The 22204-nt window shown below is 51.5% G+C and carries 19 protein-coding genes; 12 read left to right on the top strand and 7 right to left on the bottom strand.

Translation table 11 applies throughout. From position 1 onward, the window contains the following. Positions 1-150: 150 nt before the first annotated feature. Positions 151-1905 (bottom strand): C4-dicarboxylic acid transporter DauA, encoded by a 1755-nt coding sequence (gene dauA / locus KDX31_14930; protein ID UTW02632.1) that lies wholly within the window; start codon positions 1903-1905, stop codon positions 151-153. Positions 1906-2072: 167 nt separating this feature from the next. On the opposite strand from dauA, the gene KDX31_14925 reads away from it, so the two are divergent. Next, on the top strand, positions 2073-2267 hold the full coding sequence (locus KDX31_14925) for a CopG family transcriptional regulator (GenBank protein UTW02631.1): 195 nt from the start codon (positions 2073-2075) through the stop codon (positions 2265-2267). Between the two features lie 239 nt (positions 2268-2506). Here KDX31_14925 and KDX31_14920 read toward each other — a convergent pair whose 3' ends face one another. Continuing rightward, on the bottom strand, positions 2507-2938 hold the full coding sequence (locus KDX31_14920; protein UTW02630.1) for a thioesterase family protein: 432 nt from the start codon (positions 2936-2938) through the stop codon (positions 2507-2509). Positions 2939-3004: 66 nt separating this feature from the next. On the opposite strand from KDX31_14920, the gene KDX31_14915 reads away from it, so the two are divergent. From KDX31_14915 to rlmB, 9 genes are all read left to right on the top strand, one after another. Next, on the top strand, positions 3005-3646 hold the full coding sequence (locus tag KDX31_14915; protein UTW02629.1) for a class I SAM-dependent methyltransferase: 642 nt from the start codon (positions 3005-3007) through the stop codon (positions 3644-3646). Between the two features lie 441 nt (positions 3647-4087). Beyond that, the gene (locus KDX31_14910) at positions 4088-5449 is read left to right on the top strand and encodes a hypothetical protein (protein ID UTW02628.1); all 1362 of its coding nucleotides are present in this window, start codon (positions 4088-4090) and stop codon (positions 5447-5449) included. A gap of 329 nt (positions 5450-5778) precedes the next feature. Beyond that, positions 5779-8034 (top strand): GTP diphosphokinase, encoded by a 2256-nt coding sequence (gene relA, locus KDX31_14905; protein UTW02627.1) that lies wholly within the window; start codon positions 5779-5781, stop codon positions 8032-8034. Beyond that, positions 8034-8846: a nucleoside triphosphate pyrophosphohydrolase gene (gene mazG / locus KDX31_14900; protein ID UTW02626.1), complete on the top strand. Its 813-nt coding sequence runs from the start codon at positions 8034-8036 to the stop codon at positions 8844-8846. Before relA ends, mazG begins: the two co-directional genes overlap by 1 nt. 24 nt (positions 8847-8870) lie before the next feature. Next, positions 8871-9257: a hypothetical protein gene (locus KDX31_14895; protein ID UTW02625.1), complete on the top strand. Its 387-nt coding sequence runs from the start codon at positions 8871-8873 to the stop codon at positions 9255-9257. Positions 9258-9355: 98 nt separating this feature from the next. Continuing rightward, complete coding sequence (gene ppc, locus KDX31_14890; protein ID UTW02624.1) at positions 9356-11962, top strand: phosphoenolpyruvate carboxylase; 2607 nt, start codon at positions 9356-9358, stop codon at positions 11960-11962. Between the two features lie 412 nt (positions 11963-12374). After that, on the top strand, positions 12375-13031 hold the full coding sequence (adk, locus tag KDX31_14885) for an adenylate kinase (protein ID UTW02623.1): 657 nt from the start codon (positions 12375-12377) through the stop codon (positions 13029-13031). A 114-nt stretch (positions 13032-13145) separates the two neighbouring features. Further along, the gene (locus KDX31_14880; protein ID UTW02622.1) at positions 13146-14192 is read left to right on the top strand and encodes a ferrochelatase; all 1047 of its coding nucleotides are present in this window, start codon (positions 13146-13148) and stop codon (positions 14190-14192) included. Then, positions 14182-14922, top strand: coding sequence for a 23S rRNA (guanosine(2251)-2'-O)-methyltransferase RlmB (gene rlmB / locus KDX31_14875; protein UTW02621.1), 741 nt, complete (start codon positions 14182-14184; stop codon positions 14920-14922). Before KDX31_14880 ends, rlmB begins: the two co-directional genes overlap by 11 nt. Before the next feature lie 278 nt (positions 14923-15200). Here rlmB and KDX31_14870 read toward each other — a convergent pair whose 3' ends face one another. After that, positions 15201-15479: a hypothetical protein gene (locus KDX31_14870; protein ID UTW02620.1), complete on the bottom strand. Its 279-nt coding sequence runs from the start codon at positions 15477-15479 to the stop codon at positions 15201-15203. Positions 15480-15942: 463 nt separating this feature from the next. Here KDX31_14870 and KDX31_14865 point away from each other — a divergent pair, with 463 nt between their 5' ends. Beyond that, entirely contained in the window at positions 15943-16203 is a 261-nt protein-coding gene (locus tag KDX31_14865; protein UTW02619.1) for a YdcH family protein, read from the top strand. A gap of 235 nt (positions 16204-16438) precedes the next feature. Here KDX31_14865 and KDX31_14860 read toward each other — a convergent pair whose 3' ends face one another. Both KDX31_14860 and KDX31_14855 read right to left on the bottom strand, forming a co-directional pair. Then, positions 16439-17629 (bottom strand): acetate/propionate family kinase, encoded by a 1191-nt coding sequence (locus tag KDX31_14860; GenBank protein ID UTW02618.1) that lies wholly within the window; start codon positions 17627-17629, stop codon positions 16439-16441. A 1-nt stretch (position 17630) separates the two neighbouring features. Beyond that, a complete protein-coding gene (locus KDX31_14855) occupies positions 17631-18572 on the bottom strand; it encodes a bifunctional enoyl-CoA hydratase/phosphate acetyltransferase (GenBank protein UTW02617.1) in 942 nt (313 codons plus the stop codon). A gap of 397 nt (positions 18573-18969) precedes the next feature. Here KDX31_14855 and KDX31_14850 point away from each other — a divergent pair, with 397 nt between their 5' ends. Then, positions 18970-19335, top strand: a complete 366-nt coding sequence (locus tag KDX31_14850; GenBank protein ID UTW02616.1) for a histidine triad nucleotide-binding protein — start codon at positions 18970-18972, stop codon at positions 19333-19335. Positions 19336-19396: 61 nt separating this feature from the next. On the opposite strand, the gene KDX31_14845 is transcribed toward KDX31_14850, so the two are convergent. Both KDX31_14845 and KDX31_14840 read right to left on the bottom strand, forming a co-directional pair. Beyond that, complete coding sequence (locus KDX31_14845; protein UTW02615.1) at positions 19397-20914, bottom strand: SpoVR family protein; 1518 nt, start codon at positions 20912-20914, stop codon at positions 19397-19399. Positions 20915-20918: 4 nt separating this feature from the next. After that, positions 20919-22193: a YeaH/YhbH family protein gene (locus tag KDX31_14840; GenBank protein ID UTW02614.1), complete on the bottom strand. Its 1275-nt coding sequence runs from the start codon at positions 22191-22193 to the stop codon at positions 20919-20921. Positions 22194-22204 lie beyond the last annotated feature (11 nt).

Raw genomic sequence — 22204 nt, 5'->3', positions numbered from 1 at the left:
TCTCCTTGTTGGTTTCGTCGCCTTTCCAGCATAGCTGGTTAAAAGCGAGGGGAACCATCTCATTAAACCGCCCTTACCGGCGGTTTTTTGCTATTTGGGATATCTGCAAAAGGCTCGTAAAGCCCTTTTTGAGTCATAGCTTTTTGCTTTTCATATCTGCTGGAAGGTGGCGTTATCTTCGATTACTTTACTGCCTGCAACACTGATCGCTTCAGCAAGTGTCGGAGTGAAGACCAGCTTCTTATCAATCGGCTTGAGTCCCGCTTTGGCGATATTTTTAAGGGGCTGGAATTGCAGGTCAGCGATAATCACAAAGCTGCCGGTGTTAAATTTTGTCTCGAGAAAATGGTTCAGCGCAGACAATCCTCCCGCATCTAAAATCGGCACCGCATCCATGTAGAGAATAATGCAATGCTTGTTTTCAGAGATCATTAGCATTTCAGAGAAGATCCTGTCGGCCGCGGCAAAGAACAGAGGGCCACTGATTTTATAGACGCCCCAGTCCTCAGGCAGTGTTTCGGGTACGTGTTTTCGGTTATCACTGATCTCGATGACTCGTGTCATCTGGGCGATATCCCGCATAAACAGCAGGGAAGCGAGAACAATACCAAAAGATATCGCTACCACCATGTCGATCATTACCGTCAGAGAGAAGCAGGTTAGCAGTACCAGAATATCACCGGTGGGGGCTTTTTTAAGAAGCTCCTTCACTTTTGGCGCTTCACTCATATTCCAGGCCACCATCAGCAGCATGGCCGCCATAGAGGCCATCGGTATATAGGCCAGCCATGGTGCCAGTAACAGCAGACTGGCAAGCACCACCAGACCGTGTATGACTGCCGCCAGAGGTGACTGAGCTCCGGCACGGTAATTGGCTGCTGAACGGGCAATGGCCGCAGTGGCGGTAATTCCGCCAAACCAGGGCGTCACCAGGTTCCCAACCCCCTGACCCAGTAGTTCGACATTGGAGTGGTGGCGTTTGCCACTCATACCATCCAGGACGACAGCACAGAGCAGTGATTCAATTGCCCCCAGCATAGCGATTGAAAAGGCGATCGGAATCAGTTCAGTCAGTTTATGGAAGTCCCAGTCGATTGGTTTGCCATCCGGTCCGGGTTGCAGCCAGGGCCAGTTGAACTCAGGCAGTGCCGGTGGAATGCCCTGTCCTACGGTGCCATCGATCAGTTCATAGCTGAAACGGGATCCGATGGTCTGGATGTCAAAGCCGGAAGCGATCAGCACCAGTGACAGCACCACTCCGAGAGCGACGGCGGGCAGGTGTCCGGGAATCGGGATGCGCAGCCGGGGCCACAAAATTAATACCGCTAATGTTGCGGCACCAATGGTAAATTCCGCAGGTATCAGGGTTGGCAGGGCATTGATCAGTGCCAGTACTTTATCAATATACTTTTCCGGCATCTCTTCCAGCCTGAGGCCGAAAAAGTCTTTCATCTGCAGGGTGGCGATGACCACCGCGATTCCCGATGTGAAGCCCAGAGTGACAGGTTCCGGAATGTATTCAATCAGACGACCCAGTCGACTCAGGGCCATGATCACCAGCATCACACCGGCCATCAGTGATGCTATGAGCAGGCCGCTCAGTCCGAATTTCTGAGCGACCGGATACAGAATAACGACAAATGCTGCAGTAGGGCCCGATATGCTATAGCGGGAACCGCCCGTCAGCGGGATCAGAATGCCGGCGATAATGGCGGTATAGAGGCCATACTGCGGGGGTACGCCACTGGCGATAGCCAGCGCCATCGACAAGGGGATGGCGATTATACCAACCGTGATGCCAGCCATCAGATCCCGGTAAAGAGATGCCAGCGTGAAGCCCTCTTTAAGGCTCTCACGCAACGCGCTAAAAGGTTTAATACTGTGCAGGTGGATACGATGCGACATGAATAATTGCTCTCGCTAAGTCGGGGCGGCGTACGGGCGGCGCTGCAACCTGAAATGTGGCCACGGACTCGGTTGAGTGGATCGTTAGTATATGGATTACATTACATGTTCATCACTGTATAAATCAATGTTAATATGATTAACATAAATGAATCTGAGGAGTGGTAATGGAGAAGAGAACAGCGCGGCTGACATTGCTGATTGACCCAAAAAAGAAAGCAACCTTTGAAAAACTATGTAATGCAGATGATGTGACGCCTTCGCAGATGGTACGTAAACTGATTCGTGATTATATTGAAGAAAAACTGGGGCCTGAGTGGCGCGATGAAGTGTTCAGTGAAGAGCTGGGCCGCGATCAGTGAGTGTGGGGGGCGTTAGGCTGGGACGCTGATGTTGTGGATAGGAAACTTATCCCTAATGTTATAAACAGAAACAGTGTCACAAGGCTGTTAATAACTCTAGGATAACTCTGTGGAAGCCCCATTGTATGGGGCTTTGCGGCGGTGGGTTAAAATTCGTTCAGGTCTTTGTTTCTGTATTTTTTTCAACCAGTTATCGTGGTCTTCTTGAGTGATTATTGAACAGTCTGGCCTGCAGCCAGTTAAACCACTTTGACTATTCTGTCTTTAAATCCCTCAGGCACGGTAACCACTTTTCCTTCGGCGTAATCAAAAAATACGATCCCGGTTTTAACGTGGGCAATTTCGATGGCTGTTTTTTTGTTACTGAGAAGGTAATAGATATCGCAGCCATACTTATTGAAGTCGCCAACGGTAATGTCGATCTGTATCTGGTCGCCGTAAAAGCTCTCTGCCTTATAGACGATAACAGAGTCGGTCATAATAATGCCCGAACCTTCGATATCCTGTTCTGTATAGTTGTGGGAGTTCAGGTAACGCAGCCGGGCTTCATGAACGATGGATAGTACCGAGTCGTTGCTGAGATGGCCTGCATAGTTAACATCACTGATACGTACCGGTATTTCGGTGGTGAAACTGTAGTTTTCGGGCATATCAATTTTGATACGTGCCATAGGTAAAGCTCCTGAAATGTAAAACAAAAGTACGTAGTTTCAGTACAGAATAATGGATGCAAAGAGATGAGTCTACGCCGATTCAATCCCTATTATCGCTGGTGCTTTCCCTGGTTGCTGGATCGGGTGTCTAAGGTGGTGGCACCCGAACGGCGGCAGTTACTGAGCTATGCAAAAGGGGCCGTACTTGAGGTCGGTGCGGGCACCGGCACCAGCTTTGAGTGTTATCAGGGCTCTGTTTCTGAGCTCTATGCTCTTGAACCCGATACCGGGGTCATGCAGAAAGCCTGTTCAGTTTTGTCACGCTTGCCGGAAACTCAGCGGAACAAAATTCAGTTGTTGGTTGCAGATGCGATGGATATTCCGCTGGCAGAAAGCCGATTCGATACGGTTGTGTGTTTTCTTGTACTCTGCTCTGTGGCAGAGCCTCAACAGGCATTGCAGGAGATTTTCAGAGTGCTTAAGCCGGGTGGGCAGCTGCTATTCTTTGAACATGTATTGTCGGATAATCCCGCAGTGCAGCGTTGGCAACACCGTCTCAACCCTTTCTGGCATCGCTGTGCCGGAGGGTGTCAGTTAAACCGGCCAACCGCAGAACTGATTGCTCAGTCAGGCTTTGAGTTGCAGGAATTACAGCACTACCACCATAAAGCGTTTCCGGTATTGGTCAGACGGCTTGCCACGGGCATCGCGGTAAAGCCTGGTTGATAATCCACACCCCAGTAGTTGCCTGATGTGTATTGACTCTGCTGTTGTAACAGTTGATTTTCGCTTCTGTTGAGGCTTTTGAAGCATCAGGTGTGCCTAAGGCCGGACAGGTTATGTCAGACCTTCCAGATTTCACGGATACTCAGGCCGGCTATTCAAATCAGTGAAATAAAAATTTAGTAGAATTCGTTGGCGTTTTTTTTTGTATGTTAATACGGCATTAAAAAATGCGCCGGAAACATAAAAAAAAGCGGCCGAACGCGGTTTTTGTATGTGCGCCTGACGGCTAAGGAGTGTTTGTTTGAGCTGATCTATGTCGCTTGAATAATCCCCCTGAATCAGCCAGTATCGGACTGATACGGGAATGAACCGACAGTCAATCAGGACCGTTGATAAATCACAGGTTTTGTAGACTGACTCTCACTTAAAAGGAATTTTGCTATGGCTGGTGTCCCCGCAACGCTCAAATCTAATTCGTCTCTGATGATTAAAACGGTCATCGGTATCGTTGCCGGCTTGATTGTGCTTTATGTTCTGTCTAAATCATTCTTTTATGCCGAACCGGGCTACATTTATCATGTTCGTACCGTTACCGGTAATGAAGCGGTAGTCACCGAAGTCGGTTACAAGTTTTATCCGTTTGGTCGCTACAATTCGTGGAAGAGGGCGATGACTGTTCAGGCGGCTACCGGTGCCAGTCTCAATGCGATCAGTGCTGAGAAAGATTCCGACAACGCCTCTGCGAGCTTACCACCGTTAAGTATCATGTTTCTTGATCAGGTGGATGCTCATGCTGAAGCGACGGTGCGTTTTTCGATCCCCTCCGATGAGGAGTCATTCCTTAAGTTAGCCCATGAATACCGCTCCCCGGAGAACCTTCTGCGTACAGCCCTGCTGCCCGCCTTTAAAGAGACGCTTCAGGCGAATGCCTCGCTGATGGCGGCGGAAGAGTATTATGCCGGTGGCCGTACAGAGTTTAACTCTGAGTTCGAGAACCAGATGAGCAACGGTATTTTTCTGGTCAAGCGCGAAGAGGTTGCTGTCAGGTCAACCCGTAGCACGACAGGCTCGGCTAATGCAGCATTAGGCACCGATCAGGAAGCCTATGGCGAAGATGCAAAGACTGTTTTCCTGGTTAAAAAAGTCATCGATGCCAATGGTCAGCCGCGCCGTAAGTCGCAACGCTTTAATGATTTTGGTATTACCGTGGTCTCTGCACTGGTGACCGATATGAGACCCAATCAGAAATTTATTGAACGGATGCAGCTGAAGCAAAAAGCCTCGGCTGATCGTGCCATTGCCAGGGAACAGCGGGTTCAGGAAGAGGAGCAGCGTTTGCTGGCGATTGCGCGAGGTGAACGTGAAGTAGCCGAGCGTCAGGCTCAGGCAAAAGTAGAGCAGATCCAGAAAACAACTGAGGCTGAAACCGAGAAACAGCTCACCATAACCGGGGCGGAGAAACTCAAAGCGGAAGCGGCGATTTCAAAGGAAACCGCTGAGATTAATCTTGAAAAAGCCAAAATCGAAGCCCAGACCCAGCGGACCCTGGCAGATGCCGAGGCTTATCAGAAGCGGGTTATTCTCGAAGCGGATAACGCTCTGGCGCAGAAGTTAGAAGCCGAAGTGAGAATTCAGGAGTTGTGGTCTGACGCGTTTGCCAAGCGCAGTGTGCCTACTAACGTCTTTGGTGGTGGTCAGGGTGGGGCTCCTGTCGGCAACGATGCAGAGACAAAAGCGTTTATGCAGATGCTGACCCTGGATGCAGCCAAACGCCTGAACTATGAGAGAGAGATCACTAAGTAGTCACGAACCCGGTTGACCGTTATTCCGCTGTCAGCAGCTCGGAAACTGCCAGATAGCGATACCGCCTCCGAAGGCCGGGAAGGGAGCTGAACGCTCCCTTTTTTGATTCCTAAAGTCTGGTTTCCCGCCCCGGATTGATGAAAGCCTGTCCCGAATCGCTGTGAACGGACTCGCTATTGCATGGCTGAAATACTAAAATGGGCCGCTGTAAGTGCTATTGGTTAACAATACTCTGGCCCCTGCTACAGTTATTATGTGGTCATCAGCAGGGAGCAGATAGCGCAGTATTAGTGGCATCATGTAGGTAAAGAAGGGAGCGGCGTAGCGCTGTGGTAAAAGTACGCGAAGATCATCCAATACATGCTGACGGCAGCGTCGATCTGGATTTGTGGCTGGAAAGGCTGCAGGAGCAGGTCGAGGTTAAGGATATTGAGACAGTCCGTCAGGCCTGTCTGTATGCCAAACAGATGAAAGAGGAGGCCGAATCCTCCGATGATTCATGGAAAGACAGTGACAGTTATCTGACCGGACTGGAGATGGCGCAGATTCTGATCGAGCTGAATCAGGATCAGGATGCGCTGGTTGCTGCAATACTGTATCGCAGTGTCCGGGAAAAACGCACCACGCTGGAAGATATCCGCCGCCGTTTCGGTCAGACCATTGCAAGGCTGATCGATGGGGTGTTACAGATGGCCGCTATCGGCAGTCGTCAGAATCCACGGCGTGAAAACGTTCTGGGTCAGAGCGGTAATCCGCTGGACAACGTACGTAAAATGCTGGTCTCCATGATCGATGATGTGCGGGTTGTTCTGATTAAGATTGCCGAACGCACCTGCGCTATACGACGAGTTAAGAGTGACTCTCGCAAGAAGCGTTATCTGGTAGCCCGGGAGGTGTTTGATGTTTATGCTCCGCTGGCTCACCGTCTGGGTATCGGTCATATTAAATGGGAGCTGGAAGACCTCTCATTCCGTTATCTCAAACCCAACGACTATAAACAGATTGCGTCATTACTGGATGAGAAACGGCTTGACCGTCAGCAGTTCATCGAAGATGCGGTGAATATACTTAATACCGAGTTGAAAAAGGTCGATATTGATGGCGATGTGATGGGGCGGGCCAAGCACATCTACAGTATCTGGCGCAAAATGCAGCGCAAGAATATCGCATTTAATCAGGTCTATGATATCCGTGCGGTCCGGATTCTGGTGCCGGAGATTCGTGATTGTTATACCGTGCTGGGTATTGTGCACGGTCTGTGGCGCAATATTCCGCACGAGTTTGATGACTATATCGCATCGCCCAAACCCAACGGTTATCGATCCCTGCATACCGCCGTGTTTGGCCCCTCCGGCAAAGTGCTGGAGATTCAGATTCGTACTTTCTCCATGCATGAAGAGGCGGAGCTGGGGGTTTGCGCACACTGGCTCTATAAAGGCACCGATACCCACTCGCAAAGTTCCAGTTATGAAGAAAAGATCGCCTGGTTACGTCAGGTGCTGGAATGGACTGAAGATCTGGGGGGAACTGAAGAGTTTTCTGAGGTGATTGGCGGCGATGTGACCCATGACCGGGTGTATGTTTTCACCCCGGATGGCCATGTTGTCGATATGCCGGTAGGGTCTACCCCGGTAGACTTTGCCTACCGGGTGCATACCGAAGTGGGGCACCGCTGTCGGGGAGCGAAGCTCAACGGCCGGATCGTTCCGCTGACCCGTCAGTTGCAGACCGGTGATCAGGTTGAGATTCTGACTGCAAACGAAGAACACCCGCGGCGCGACTGGCTCAACCCGAACCTGGGGTATATTACCAGCGCCCGTTCCCGCGCCAAGGTTCAGCACTGGTTTAAACTTCAGGATAAAGATAAAAACGCCGCGGCAGGTAAGAAAATTATCGACCGTGAGTTCCGGCGTCTGGCGCTGGAGAATGCCGATCTTAATTATAACCTGATGGCGAAAGCGGTTAATCACCGGTCGGCCGACGATATGTATGCTGCGCTGGGCGCCGGGGATATTCGGTTGTCACAGGTGATCAATGCCGCGCAACAGCAGGTTGAGACTGATCATCATGATGAGCAGCTGGATCTGGCATTGCCGGGTAGCAGTAGCCGGCTTCAGTCTGACTATGGCGGCATCAAAATACGTGGGGTTGGTAACCTGCTGACCACTATTGCACCCTGCTGTAAACCCGTACCGGGCGATCCGATTATCGGTTATATAACCAAGAGCCGGGGGGTTTCTATTCATCGGGACGACTGTTCCAACGCTTTTCAGCTGCGACAGCATGAGCGGGAGCGGATGGTTGAAGTCAGCTGGGGTGAAGAGGGCGAGTCAACCTATCCGGTGGATATCTATGTCGAAGCCTTTGACCGTTCCGGTCTGCTGCGGGATCTGATGATGGTGATGGCAAACGAGAATGTTAACCTGATCGCCGCCAATACCCAGTCCGATAAGAAGAGCAATATCGCTTATCTGACTCTGACGATAGAGATCAGCCGTCTTGAGCTGTTGGGTAAGATTATGGATAAAATCAATCAGATTCCTAACGTCACCGAGGTACATCGTCAGCGCAGTGGTACCCGTTAATGAGCTATACCCTTGAGGACCTGAAAACACTTATGGCCCGGCTGCGGGATCCGGAGGACGGTTGTCCCTGGGATCTGAAACAGAGCTTTGCCAGTATCGTCCCCCATACCCTTGAAGAGGCGTATGAAGTGGCTGATACCATCGAGCGGCAGGACTGGCAGCATCTGCAGGGGGAGCTGGGGGATCTGCTGTTTCAGGTGATTTTCTACGCCCGCCTGGCCGAAGAGCAACAGGGTTATAACTTTGACGATATCGTCGATACCCTGGTGACTAAACTGCTGCGTCGCCATCCCCATGTTTTTCCAGAGGGGACGCTGGGCAGTCGGCGCAGCACAGTATCGCTGGATGAGCAGCAGATCAAAGAGACCTGGGAAACGATAAAGGCGGAGGAGCGGAGCGAAAAACCGCTTCAGGACTCCCGGGTGCTGGATGATATCCCGATGGCGTTACCTGCATTGAATCGCGCTGAAAAACTGCAAAAAAGGGCTGCCCGGGTCGGCTTTGACTGGGGCGATGTCGCGCCGGTACTGGACAAGATCGAGGAAGAGATCGCAGAGCTGCGTGAAGCGATCGCGGCTGGCGATCAGCTGGAGATGGAGCATGAGCTTGGCGATCTGCTGTTTGCTCAGGTGAATCTGGCCCGTCATATGGGGGTCAATCCGGAAACGGCTCTGCGTTATACCAATCAGAAATTCACTAACCGTTTTAACTATATCGAAGACCAGGTGGAGAGCTCTTCAAAAGAGTGGCAGGATTTCACCCTTGATGAGCTCGATCACTGGTGGAACGAAGCAAAAGGTAAGGGACTTTAGTCGTACGCAGGACGGAGATAAATAATGGGGTCATTACAGTGGTTTATTCTGGCGGCGATTGTTATCGCCGGACTGGCATTCTGGAACTATCAGCGCATCGATGGTCAGCGTAAAGAGCTGCTGAGTGCCGGGTTTCAGGTCTCCGATGATCTTAAAGGTAACCCCGGGCTGCTGGTTAGCACTTCTCAGCGCCAACTAGCCGTGCTGGTGCCTACGGGATATCTGCGTTTCAGTTTTGATCAGCTGCGGGATGCGGAGATCCGTTCCCGCGAAAATGCGGAGACTGAAACCGATTTTCGTATCGCTCTGCTGCTTGACGGTGCGTCCGTGTCGGAAGTTGAGATCGGCTACCAGAATGTCCACCACGTGGAGATCGCCCTGAAAAAGTTGCGCCAGTTAACCAGTCATTAAACCGGTGACTCTGAAACCCTGAGACTAAGATAGTATTTGTGCTTTGCACAAACTATGTAGTATCAATAGTACTTCGCAGATATGACAGGGGACTCTGAATGACAACGCTTCACGAAGACCTGAGGGATGATGTCCGGATGCTCGGTGACTGTCTTGGACAGACCATTGTGGCCCATAAAGGACAGGCGTTCCTTGAGAAGATTGAAAAGATCCGGACGCTCTCCAAGGCTGGCCGATCGTCGGGTAAACCTGTCGATGACGAGCTTCTGAAAACCCTTGGCGAACTGGGTGACGATGAACTGCTGCCGGTCGCCAGAGCCTTTACTCAATTTCTTAACTTGTCCAATATCGCTGAAGAGCATCATCGGGTTCGTCGTCGCTCCGGAGTACTGGATGTGTGTACCAGCGACTCATTCTGTGGCCTGCTCGGACGGTTGCAACAGCAAGGGCTGACCAAGCAACAGATTGCTGAAACGGTACGGGATATGGATGTCGAGCTGGTCCTGACCGCCCATCCGACAGAGGTCAACCGGCGCACCCTGATTCAGAAATTTGATGCCATTACCGAATGCCTGCAAAGGATCGATCGGGGTGAAGACCTGCGTCACCGGCTGCATGAACTGATCAGTCAGGCCTGGCACACCGATACCATTCGCAAGCAGAGACCGACTCCGGTGGATGAAGCGAAATGGGGCTTTGCGGTGATTGAAAACTCCCTGTGGGATGCGGTGCCGGTTTTTTTACGGCATATAGATCAGCAGCTGTTTGATGCCACCGGAGAGCATCTGCCGCTGAGTAGCTCTCCGGTGCGGTTTGCCTCCTGGATGGGCGGCGATCGTGACGGCAACCCTAACGTGACCTCCGTGACCACCGAAAAAGTGTTGCTGCTGTCCCGCTGGATGGCGGCCGATCTTTACATGAAAGATATTGACCGGTTACGCAGTGAGTTGTCGATGAACCAGTGCAGTGCTGAATTGCGCGAGCGGGTGGGTGATCATCCGGAGCCCTACCGTGAGCTGCTGCGAGAAGTGTGCAGTCGCCTGACGCAAACCAAGCGCTGGACGACTGAGCGTCTGGAAGGTCGTCCGGTAGATAAAGAGGGGGTCTATATTCTTCCGCAGCAACTGCTGCAACCGCTGTTGCTGATTGATGCCTCACTGCGCAGTTGTAATATGAGCGTGATCGCGGATGGCCTGCTGAGCGACACCATTCGCCGGGTGGCCTGTTTTGGCATGACTCTGGTGAACCTGGATATTCGCCAGAATGCGGATCGGCATGCAGAGGTGATGGACGAGCTGACCGGTTTTTACGGCATCGGTTGTTATACCGAGTGGAGTGAGACCAATAAGCAGATGTTTCTGCTGAAAGAATTGCAGGAGAAGCGGCCTCTACTGCCCCGGGAGTGGTCGCCCTCTGCGAATGTTCAGGAGGTGCTTGATACCTTCAGTGTGGTCGCCCGGGAGGAACCAAACTCCTTCGGCTCCTATGTTATCTCCATGGCCAGTCAGCCATCGGATGTACTGACGGTTATTCTGCTGCTGAAGGAAAGCGGTATCCACTACAACATGCGCGTTGCGCCGCTGTTTGAAACGCTGGATGACCTGGATAACGCGGAAAACTGTATTCGTCAGTTATTGGCGATCCCCTGGTATAAAGCATATACCGAGGGGCATCAGGAGGTGATGATCGGTTATTCTGACTCATCGAAGGATGCCGGACAGCTGGCGGCGGCCTGGGGCCAGTATCGGGCACAGGAAGCGCTGACTAATGTGTGTAAAGAGTATGGTGTTCACCTGACGCTATTCCATGGTCGGGGCGGCACCGTGGGTCGTGGGGGAGGGCCCAGCCATACCGCAATTCTGGCGCAGCCTCCGGGGTCGGTTGCCGGAAGCCTGCGGGTGACTGAGCAGGGCGAGATGATTCGCTTCAAGTTTGGTGTGCCGGAGATTGCGATACGTAATCTGGAGCTCTATACCTCAGCGACCCTTGAGGCAACCCTGGCTCCGGCTCCCGGACCTAAGCCTGAGTGGCGTCAACTGATGGATGAAATGTCGCTGGCAGGCCTGACCGCTTATCGTGATGTGGTACGCTATGATCCACAGTTTGTACCCTATTTTCGTTCCGCGACACCGGAGCAAGAACTGGCAAAACTGCCGCTGGGCAGCCGTCCGGCAAAGCGTAAAGCGGATGGCGGCGTCGAAAGTCTTCGTGCCATTCCGTGGATTTTTGCCTGGACTCAGATCCGTCTGATGCTGCCGGCCTGGCTGGGCAGTGATGTGGCGCTGCAGCAGACGCTGGATAAAGGTCAGTTTGAGCTGGTGCAGGTCATGCGCAGGGACTGGCCATTCTTTCGCTCCTATATGGATATGCTGGAGATGGTGATGGCGAAGTCCGATGGCAATATTGCGGCGTATTATGAAAAACGGCTGGTGTCTGAAGAGCTGGCGGTGCTGGGAGCCGATCTTCGCTGTCGACTGGCAAACACCATCGAACTGGTGAAAAAGATAAAACAGCAGGATACTCTGCTGGAAAACAGTCCGGTTATCCGTCAGTCGATCGAGGTGCGTAATCCCTATATCGATCCGCTGCATTTTCTGCAGGCAGAGTTGCTCTATCGTGACCGTAACCAGCCGGATGCACGGCTGGAACAGGCGCTGATGATTACCATGGCAGGTATCTCTGCCGGTATGCGGAATACCGGATAGGTGCCGTTTCTGTTATCCTGTGTGCCCGGTTCAGGCCTGGGGCGCAGGACTCAGAAGGCTGTTACAAAGACGCTGCAGATAAGTTGATACTTATGAATACCGGTCAATAAAAAGCCGATCTTATCCTAATGGGGGGTTGCTACATTTGGCGGTTTTGACTAATCTCGAGCGTTCATTTTTACGGTTTTATGTCGTAAATATTGCAGTATAGCGAAACGAGCCTCCCGCAATCGGCAAGAATTAGATATTGGTAGTAGACCGAATGTCCTATTGTGAGTAGCAGGCATAGGGCGGTAATGTCGGACATTACCGCGCAAAAAATCGCGCATAACAAATTTCAGCCGGTGGTTATCTAATAAACGGCCGGCATCAGATTTTTAAATTATAAAATTAGAAACGGAGCAATCCTTACATGCGAATTATTCTTTTGGGTGCGCCGGGTGCTGGTAAAGGTACTCAGGCTCAGTACATCTGCGAAAAATATGGTATTCCACAGATCTCTACAGGCGATATGTTGCGTGCGGCGGTTAAAGCAGGCACCCCGCTGGGGATTGAAGCTAAGAAGGTAATGGATGCGGGTGGCCTGGTTTCTGATGAGATCATCATCGGTCTGGTAAAAGAGCGCATTACCGAGGCGGATTGCGCAAACGGTGCGCTGTTTGACGGTTTCCCACGTACGATTCCACAGGCGGATGCGATGAAAGATGCCGGCGTCACAATCGATGCCGTTGTCGAGATCGATGTTGCTGACGAAGAGATCATCAAGCGCATGGCCGGTCGTCGTGTACACCCGGGTTCAGGTCGCACTTACCACGTTATTTTCAACCCACCTGCGGTTGAGGGTAAAGACGATGTGACCGGTGAAGACCTGGTGCAGCGTGAAGATGATAAAGAGGAAACCGTACGCCAGCGTCTGGATGTGTACCATGAGCAAACGGCTCCGCTGATCAACTATTATAAAGGCTGGTCTCAAGAGTCTCCTGAGAGTGCCCCTAAATACAACTATATCCCGGGTGTCGGCAGTGTAGATGATATCCGTGATGCGGTATTTGCCTCACTGGAAAAGTAATTCTGTGTAGTGAATACAAAAAACCGCTGCTTTGATGTATGAGTCAAAACAGCGGTTTTTTATTGTCTGTTATTCCGCGATAATAGCGCTTTGCTTTGAAACGGAAATAAACTGATGTCCCAGCCCAAAACAGCAGTACTGCTGGTTAATTTAGGCTCGCCAGACCAACCGACCCCAGCCGCAGTGCGCCGCTACCTTAAAGAGTTTCTCTCTGATCGCCGGGTGGTGGAAGGCGATGGGATTATGCGTCTGGTCTGGTTAACGGTACTTAACGGTATCATCCTGACCTTCCGTCCCCGCAAGGTAGCAAAACTATACGCATCTATCTGGGATCAGGATTCGCCCCTGCGGCTGATACTTAATCAGCAGGTTGCCGCTCTGCAACTGGCCCTGCAGCAAACCAGTCCGGATCAGGATATTCAGGTTTTTGCCGCTATGACATACGGCAATCCGGGGCTGAGCGCGCGTCTGGAAGAGCTAACCCAGGCGGGCTACCGTAAAATCCTGGTGCTGCCGCTCTATCCTCAGTATTCGGCCACCACAACCGCTCCGATTTATGACCTGATCGCCCGGTTTCAGTTGAAGACCCGCCACTTTCCCGATATTCGGGTAGTCCAGGACTACCATGACCATCCACTCTATATCCGGGCGCTGGCCGAATCCGTTCAGGCATTCCGGACAGCTAATCCCAAAAGCGATAAACTGGTACTCTCGTATCATGGGATTCCGCAAGAGTACGCTGATAAGGGTGATCCTTACCCGGAGCATTGTCACCGTACGTCCGAACTGCTGGCAAAAGAGTTGGGGCTGACCACTGACCAGTGGCAGACCACCTTTCAGTCCCGTTTCGGGCCAAAGGCATGGTTACAGCCCTATACCGATAAAACCCTTGAGAAACTGCCTGAGAGTGGCGTAAAGCGTGTGGATATCATCTGTCCGGCATTCTCAGCAGACTGCCTGGAAACCCTCGAAGAGATCGCCGTGGAGAACCGCGATGTGTTTCTGTCGGCGGGTGGGGAGCAGTATCACTATATTCCGGCACTGAATACCGAGCAGGGGATGATCCGCCTGCTGGTAGCGCTGGTGAAACAGAACAGTTCGGGCTGGTTTAATCTGGCCCGTACCGATAATGAACAGAATGAGATAAGCAATGCGTCCTGAATATATCTTTGGTATCCACGCGGCTACCACCACCCTGCAACGAGACAGCAAACGGGTCAAAGGGATGTGGGTGCTGAAAGGACGTGTCGATGCGCGGATGCAGACGCTACTGGATCTGGCCGCAGAGAAACAAGTCCGGGTCGACTGGGTCAGCCGTAAAGAGCTGGACAGTATGGCTGAAGACGGTGTACATCAGGGGGTCGTGGTCGCCTGTGAGCCGATTCAGGCCAAGAACGAACAGTTCCTCGATGCGATGCTGGAAAAACTGGAAGAGCCTGCGTTTCTATTGGTGCTGGATGGCGTCACCGATCCGCATAATCTGGGTGCCTGCCTGCGAACCGCCGATGCCGCCGGTGTCCATGCGGTGATTGCCCCGAAGGACAAGTCAGCACCGCTCAACGCGACCGTCAGCAAAGTCGCCTGCGGTGCCGCAGAAGTAGTGCCCTACGTACTGGTCACCAACCTCGCCCGCACCCTGAAAGACCTGCAACAGCGTGGCATCTGGATCACCGGTACTGCCGGAGAAGCGGAAACCCTGATCTACAACGCTGACCTCAAAGGCCCGATGGCGCTGGTGATGGGTGCCGAAGGACAGGGCATGCGCCGCCTCACACGCGAACACTGTGACTTTCTGGTAAAGATTGATATGGCCGGGGAAGTCTCTTCTCTTAACGTCTCGGTGGCCACCGGGGTGTGTCTGTTTGAAGCGGTTCGACAAAGAAAAGCGTAGCTTTTCTTTGTCCAGAACGCTTCGCTTGCTAGTTGTTGACGTGGCTTCGCCACTTGCCAGAACGCCACTGCGTGGCTCGCTGGAAAAAGCGGCGCGCAGAGCGCAAGACCGTATCGCTTCGCGACACTAGCTAGACGTGGCTGCGCCACTAGCTAGAACGTCACTGCGTGACTCGCTAGAAAAAGCGTGCGCAGATTTGTGGGAGACGCGCTGGCATGCCCACTGGATACCCCGCGGCGATAAGCGACTTATTCTGTCAACTGCGCCACAGACTGTTCTCAGGTTGATCTCACCGCTACCTGTATCATTACCGGAACGACAATGCAGGTAATCCAGAATGCTAGTCTCAGGTGATGTTTAGCGGGTGAGATAAGTGTTTTATAGGTGCCTGCTATGCCGAGTAGGGCAACAGGGTAAGAGAGTATAACCGGCAGTGTGAAGATGTAACTATCGCTATCCAGGTAGGCAACCGAGTAGAGTCCAAAGCAGGTCACTGCGGGAAGAGCAACCATGATAATAAACTTAATGACCCATTCTGGAATATCCGGCTTTCTCACTGATTAGAAACCTTTTTGGCAATACGTTATCTATTTGTTTTTAGTGTTCTGGCAATGAGCTTATTCGCTCCGAAAAATAAGTTGTTGAAATAAAGAATAAAAATAAGATTTCTCGGTGCTTTAACGATAGTAAAAGTACAGGGGTGGAGAATTCAGCTTCGAAACGTGTGTGCCCATAAACTTTACCATAACATCTGCAGGTGTTGTGTACTTCAAAACACTCTGTCTACCCATCAACCTTTTGGGAATAAAGTCATAGGTGGTTGCGTCAGAGAAAAGAACGTCCCCATTGTCACATTGCAAACCGATATGGCAGCGAATTAGTGGGAGAATTGTGTTTTTGGCAAAAAAGGTTAATAACCTGAATAACGGGCAGCAGCACTATTTATTGGCAATACTCCGCTAAATTGACTAAGTGTTAAAAGAGGCAGTTCCTTTACCGAACTGATAGGAGGATATTGCAATGTTAGGCGAAGAACACTCTTTAGCGCATGATTTCCCTGATTATGAGGGGCTTATTGCTGAGCTGATACAATCAGATGAACGTTTTGCCAAAGATAACCACTATTACCAGTCCCTCGATAAACAGATCCGGGTGCTGGAAATGAATAATTCACCCATTGATGATCTATCGATGCATAAGTTGAAGCAGGAACGGGCGGAGCTGAAAGATTCGCTCTACCAGCGGCTGCTGCTGCGCGAGCAGGATCGTACCACTGGCTAATCGCCACTCGTTAGAACGCCACTGCGCGGCCCGTCAGAAAAGGGGGAAGTTCTGTAGGAGCCGCGTCCCGCGGCGATAGATCGCTATCCCTGAACCGTATAGAACCACTTTGCTTTTGCCCTTTCTAGCAAGGAAAACGAAGTTTTTCGTCTAGCCACGAGCAAGTTGCGAAGCAACGTCTAGCTACTGCTCTTATGGCTAGCCGCGAAGCAACGTCTAGCGACTAAAAAAAGCATTAGCCTGCGGCTAATACTTCCATCGCATGCAATGCGATCATCGCTTCCTCATTGGTGGGAATCACCCGCACCACAACCTGAGCGCTGGCTTTGCTGATGATCGCTTCGCCCTCTTTGTTGGCGCTCTTGTTGAGCTTGATGCCCAGCCACTCCAGCTGATCGCAGATACGCTTGCGCAATGCACTATCGTTTTCACCCACTCCGCCGGTAAAGACCAGCTGATCCAAGCCCTGCAGGGCGGCAGTGAGGCGGCCGATCTCCAGCGCGGCCCGGTAGGCGAACATGGCGATCGCTTCTTCCGCCTCAGGCTTATCCGATTGCTCCAGTTCCATCATATCGGAGCTGATGCCGGAGACTCCCAGCCAGCCACTCTCTTTATAGAGGAAGTTCTCCAACTGATCGGTGTCCATCTGATAGTGGCGCTGCAGGTAGAGCAGGACTCCGGGATCGATATTGCCGGTGCGGCTACCCATTGGCAGACCGTCAACCGCGGTGAAGCCCATGGATGAGGCGATCGATTTTCCCTGTTTGACGGCGCACATGCTGGCACCGGCACCGAGATGACAGATAACGGTTTTATCACTTTCGGCCCCCTGGCCAATCTTCTCCAGAGTGCGCTGAATATATTCGTAGGAGAGACCGTGGAAACCATATTTATGTACACCGGCTTCGGTGTATTGGCGGGGGATCGCATAGTGACGCTCGACCTTTGGCTGACCGATATGAAACATGGTATCGAAGCAGGCAATTTGCGGCAGTTCTGGTTCCAGTTGTTGACAGGCGCGGATCAGTTTCAGGTTGTAGGGCTGATGCAGCGGTGCCAGGGGGATCAGTTCTTCCAGCTTTTTCATGATTTTCTTGGTAATCACTACCGGTTCACTGAACGCTTCGCCACCATGAACGACCCGGTGGCCAAATGCACAGATCTGACTGTCCGGCAGCTGTTTGCGTACCCACTGAATGACCCGATCCAGACACGCCTGATGGCGGCTATCAATATCAATCGCGGCCATGTCGGGTTCAAACTGTTCCAGTACTTTTCCATCACTGGAAAGCACCTTCATGACCGGTGTATTCAGGATATTTCCCAGTTTGAATTGATAGAGACATTCTGGTGTGCTGGCATTCCGGGAAAACAGGGCGCATTTCAGGCTGGAAGAACCGCCATTGACTGTCAGAATCAGGCTCATGTTATTTAACTCCCTGAGGATGCAGAACCATATGAGATGCCAGTGCGCAGGATGCCAGACGCGCCAGAGTGCCGTCAGAGCGACTATTCAGAATGATCGGCGCACGGGCACCCAGCGCGATCCCGGCAGACTTGGCATCCGCCAGGTAGATCAACTGCTTGGCGATCATATTGGCCGATTCCAGATCGGGGGCCAGCAGTATATCGGCATCGCCAGATACCGGTGACGATATATGCTTATCAATAGCGGCCTGCAGAGAGATCGCATTATCAAAGGCCAGAGGACCATCGAGAATGGCTCCGGTTATCTGGCCGCGGTCAGCCATTTTACACAGGGCGGCGGCGTCGATAGTGCTCTGCATCGAGGGTTTTACTTTCTCGACTGCGGCCAGAATCGCCACTTTAGGCAGCTTCATCCCCAGCGCGTGGCAAAAGTCGATCGCATTCTGCACGATATCCTGTTTGGTCAGCAGGTCGGGCGCCACATTGATCGCCGCATCGGTGATCATCAGTGGCTTATGATAATTTGGTACGTCCAGTACGAAGATATGGCTCAGTCGACGCTCGGTACGGATGCCCAGCGTTTTATGTATCACCGCACTCAGCAGTTCAGAGGTGCCAAGGTCACCCTTCATCAGGGTCTCGGCGCGGGTCTCTCTGATCAGGCTGACAGCCTGTTCTGCTGCGGCATGACTGTGCTCCACATTAATCAGTTCATAATCGTCAATGTTCAGTTCATATTTTTCAGCGGCCGCTTTTATTTTAGCGGCAGGGCCCACCAGAATAGGGACGATCAGCCCACGCTCTGCAGCCTCAATGGCGCCCATCAGTCCGTTTTGCTCAACCGGGTGGACCACTGCGGTGATTACCGGACGGGCTTTAACGGCTTCTTCAATAAAGAATTCCAGCTGGTTATGGACAGGGGGCTTTTCTGTGAGAATCATTCTACTGCTCCGGGTATTCAGTGGCTGGAAGCTGGGATCACCAGGTTCAAACCTATACATTGGGCGCCTTAAGCGTTTGTATTCAATCTATTATAAGAGTATGAACTTCTTATGACGCAGTGCAACAACCTGATTAACTAAAAAGAGCATTTTTCGCTGATGTATCGAACGACCTGTTCTGACTCAGGTGCGGAATATAAAGCCGTAGCTCGTAGCTCGAACGTCACAAAAAGCGTGACTTGCTTGTCGCTCGAAAAAGACATAGCGGATAGCCTTTACCGGGAACATGCAGGGTTGTGATATCTCTACGAGCTGCGAGCCACGTTATATCCCTTGAACATGATCCCTCTGAAGTGATGTAATCGGGATATTGTTTTATCAGAGAAGGATGTGAGTTATGGATTGTCTGTTTTGTAAAGTTCTGAATAAAGAGATTCCTGCCGATATTATCTATGAGGATGACAGGGTAATCGCTTTCAATGATATCAACCCACAGGCACCGACCCATGCCCTGATTATTCCCCGTAGACATGTGGCGACGCTGAATGATATTCAACCGGAAGATTGTGATCTGGTGGGACATATGGTGATGGTGGCGGGAAAGATAGCAGAACAACAGGGTTTTGCCAGTGACGGGTACCGTACCGTGTTTAACTGCAACAGTCATGGCGGTCAGACGGTTTATCATATCCATCTTCATCTGCTGGGCGGCAAGCCGATGGGCTGGCCTCCCTATCAGGATAAGCTCAAAACCCCCGTATGATTTAAAAAAAAACCGCCCTTTGGCGGTTTTTTTTTTTGGCTGACATTAATCTTAAAGCGATTCAGGCAACCTCTTCAGTATGGGGTCTCTGAGGGCAATGAATTGCATCAATAATCTCGCCTTCGGGGGAGACTGATTCCAGATGCACATCAAAGCCCCACAGCCGGTGAAGGTGTTTCAGTACTTCATCAGTGTCATCACCTAACGGTTGTTCATTGTGCATATAGTGGCGCAATGTCAGCGACCGGTCGCCTCTGACATTGACGTTATAGATCTGGATGTTTGGCTCCCGGTTGCCGATGTTATAACTGGCCGCTAGATTCTCCCGGACCTTCTGATAACCCTCTTCATCATGTATGGCGCTGACCTGCATCGTGCTCAGGGTTGAGTTATCTGTGATAGTGAAAAGTTTCAGCTCCCGGATCATATGCGGTGAAAGATATTGCAGAATAAAGCTTTCATCCTTGTAGTTGCGCATCGCATGCTGCAGGGTTTCGTTCCAGTCACTGCCGGCAATGTCGGGGAACCACTGATAGTCTTCATCTGTGGGGGTTTCACAGATTCGCCGGATATCCCGCATCATGCCGTAGCCCAGAGCATAAGGGTTGATACCGTTGAAATAGGGCGAGTCGAACGGTGGCTGATAAATTACACTGGTGTGGGAGTGGAGGAACTCCATAATAAATCCATCGGTGACCAGGCCTTCATCGTGCAGATGGTGTAGCAGGGTGTAATGCCAGAAGCAGGCCCACCCTTCGTTCATTACCTGAGTCTGACGTTGCGGATAATAGTATTGGGCGATCTTTCTGACAATCCGCACAATCTCCCGTTGCCAGGGCTCCAGTAGCGGTGCATTCTTTTCAATAAAGTAGAGCAGGTTCTCTTCCGGATCTTTGGGGAAGCGAGGCGCTTTCTTTTCCTTAATCAGATCTTTTTTGGGAATGGTATTCCACAGCTGGTTGAGGTGGCGCTGGATATACTCTTCGCGATCCAGTAACCGGTTCTTCTCTTCTTCAGGGGTCACTGGCTGAGGGCGCAGGTAACGGTTGACCCCATAGTTCATCAGTGCGTGGCAGGAGTCCAGCATCTGTTCGACGGCATCCACGCCATGACGCTCTTCACACTTGGCGATATAGTTTTTGGCGAATAGCAGATAATCAATAATGGCGGATGCATCGGTCCAGGTACGAAACAGGTAGTTGCCTTTAAAAAACGAGTTGTGTCCATAGCAGGCATGAGCGATGACCAGTGCCTGCATGGTCATAGTGTTTTCTTCCATGAGATACGAGATACAGGGGTTAGAATTAATAACGATCTCATAGGCCAGCCCCATCTGACCGCGTTTATACTGTTGTTCTGTAGTGACGAACTGTTTGCCAAACGACCAGTGATTGTAGTTAAGTGGCATACCGACCGAAGAGTAGGCATCCATCATCTGTTCCGAGGTAATGACTTCAATCTGATTAGGGTAGGTATCCAGACCGTAATGCTCAGCCACCCGGGCGATCTCCTGATCATATTTCTGGATCAGTTCGAAGGTCCATTCTGACCCGGTGGAAATAGGCTCGCGCTTTTTCATAGGGTCACTCCTTTTTCTCAAACAGCTTTCTGAATACCGGATAGATGTCGCCAGGTTCAACGATTGTCTGCATCGCAAAGGTCTCGCCGAATTTGTCCCGGATCTGCTCGTATTCCAGCCAGAGGTTCTGATGCGGCCCGGTGGTGATCTCCACATAGGCAAAGTACTGCACCAGCGGCAGAATCCGTTGTTCAAGCACTTCCCGGCAGATGTGCGAGTCACCATCCCAGTTATCACCGTCAGATGCCTGAGCAACATAGATGTTCCAGTCACCGGGAGGGTAGCGGTCCCGGATAATATCTGCGCTCAGGTTCAGGGCGCTGGAAACGATAGTGCCGCCGGTTTCCCGGGAATAGAAAAACTCCTCTTCATCAACCTCTTTTGCGTGGGTATGGTGGCGGACAAAAACCACTTCGATTCTTTTGTAGTTACGTGTCAGAAACAGGTAAAGCAGAATGAAGAAGCGCTTGGCAATATCCTTAATCGACTGTGTCATCGAGCCTGACACATCCATGACACAGAACATCACTGCTTTGGAACTGGGCACCGGCGTGCGCACCAGATTATTGTATTTAAGATCAAACTCATCAATGAAGGGCATGCGTTTGATTCGTTTGTTAAGCGCTTTGATCTCCTCGTTGAGAGCGTTGATCTGATTGACGGCGTCAGAATTTGGCAATAAGCCTTCCAGCGTTTTGATCTCGGCCTTCAGTTCACGGATTTTACGACGCTCTTTCCCCGACAGGGCTATACGCCGGGCATTGGCCGCCCGCAATGAGCGGACAACATTGAGTTTGTCGGGTGAGCCGACGCTGGTAAAGCCTGCCCGACGTACCTCAAAGCTGGTAGCGTCGCGCAGCTGCTTTTTAATCATGTTGGGCAGCTCGAGATCCTCAAACATAAAGTCGAGAAATTCGTCCTGATTAATCTGAAAGGTGAATTCGTCTTCGCCTTCGCCCTGATTACTGGCTTTCCCCTGGCCGGAACCGCCCCCACCCCCGCCTTCGGGGCGTTTAATTTCGTCGCCGACAACGAACTCTTTATTGCCGGGGAAAACCCGCTGGCGTACTCCGCCATTACCATGATGGAAGATCGGCTCGGAAATGTCCTTGGTAGGGATACTGACTTCGCCACCCTGATCAATATCGCGGATACTACGGGTGTTTACCGCTTCCTCAACAGCCCGCTTGATATGCTTCTTATAGCGGCGAAGAAAGCGCTGCCGGTTGACAGTGCTCTTTTTCTTCGCGTTTAGGCGGCGGTCGATGATATAGCTCATACAGCGCTCTC

Source organism: Amphritea atlantica, assembly GCA_024397875.1.
Lineage (GTDB): Bacteria > Pseudomonadota > Gammaproteobacteria > Pseudomonadales > Balneatricaceae > Amphritea > Amphritea atlantica_B.
This window is presented reverse-complemented; position numbering and strand designations above follow the sequence as displayed.

Bases quoted from the DNA above. Each gene is read 5' to 3' on its own strand.
- dauA (UTW02632.1), bottom strand. From the start codon at position 1,905: ATGTCGCATCGTATCCACCTGCACAGTATTAAACCTTTTAGCGCGTTG.
- KDX31_14925 (UTW02631.1), top strand. From the start codon at position 2,073: ATGGAGAAGAGAACAGCGCGGCTGACATTGCTGATTGACCCAAAAAAG.
- KDX31_14920 (UTW02630.1), bottom strand. From the start codon at position 2,938: ATGGCACGTATCAAAATTGATATGCCCGAAAACTACAGTTTCACCACC.
- KDX31_14915 (UTW02629.1), top strand. From the start codon at position 3,005: ATGAGTCTACGCCGATTCAATCCCTATTATCGCTGGTGCTTTCCCTGG.
- KDX31_14910 (UTW02628.1), top strand. From the start codon at position 4,088: ATGGCTGGTGTCCCCGCAACGCTCAAATCTAATTCGTCTCTGATGATT.
- mazG (UTW02626.1), top strand. From the start codon at position 8,034: ATGAGCTATACCCTTGAGGACCTGAAAACACTTATGGCCCGGCTGCGG.
- KDX31_14895 (UTW02625.1), top strand. From the start codon at position 8,871: ATGGGGTCATTACAGTGGTTTATTCTGGCGGCGATTGTTATCGCCGGA.
- ppc (UTW02624.1), top strand. From the start codon at position 9,356: ATGACAACGCTTCACGAAGACCTGAGGGATGATGTCCGGATGCTCGGT.
- adk (UTW02623.1), top strand. From the start codon at position 12,375: ATGCGAATTATTCTTTTGGGTGCGCCGGGTGCTGGTAAAGGTACTCAG.
- KDX31_14880 (UTW02622.1), top strand. From the start codon at position 13,146: ATGTCCCAGCCCAAAACAGCAGTACTGCTGGTTAATTTAGGCTCGCCA.
- rlmB (UTW02621.1), top strand. From the start codon at position 14,182: ATGCGTCCTGAATATATCTTTGGTATCCACGCGGCTACCACCACCCTG.
- KDX31_14865 (UTW02619.1), top strand. From the start codon at position 15,943: ATGTTAGGCGAAGAACACTCTTTAGCGCATGATTTCCCTGATTATGAG.
- KDX31_14860 (UTW02618.1), bottom strand. From the start codon at position 17,629: ATGAGCCTGATTCTGACAGTCAATGGCGGTTCTTCCAGCCTGAAATGC.
- KDX31_14855 (UTW02617.1), bottom strand. From the start codon at position 18,572: ATGATTCTCACAGAAAAGCCCCCTGTCCATAACCAGCTGGAATTCTTT.
- KDX31_14850 (UTW02616.1), top strand. From the start codon at position 18,970: ATGGATTGTCTGTTTTGTAAAGTTCTGAATAAAGAGATTCCTGCCGAT.
- KDX31_14845 (UTW02615.1), bottom strand. From the start codon at position 20,914: ATGAAAAAGCGCGAGCCTATTTCCACCGGGTCAGAATGGACCTTCGAA.
- KDX31_14840 (UTW02614.1), bottom strand. From the start codon at position 22,193: ATGAGCTATATCATCGACCGCCGCCTAAACGCGAAGAAAAAGAGCACT.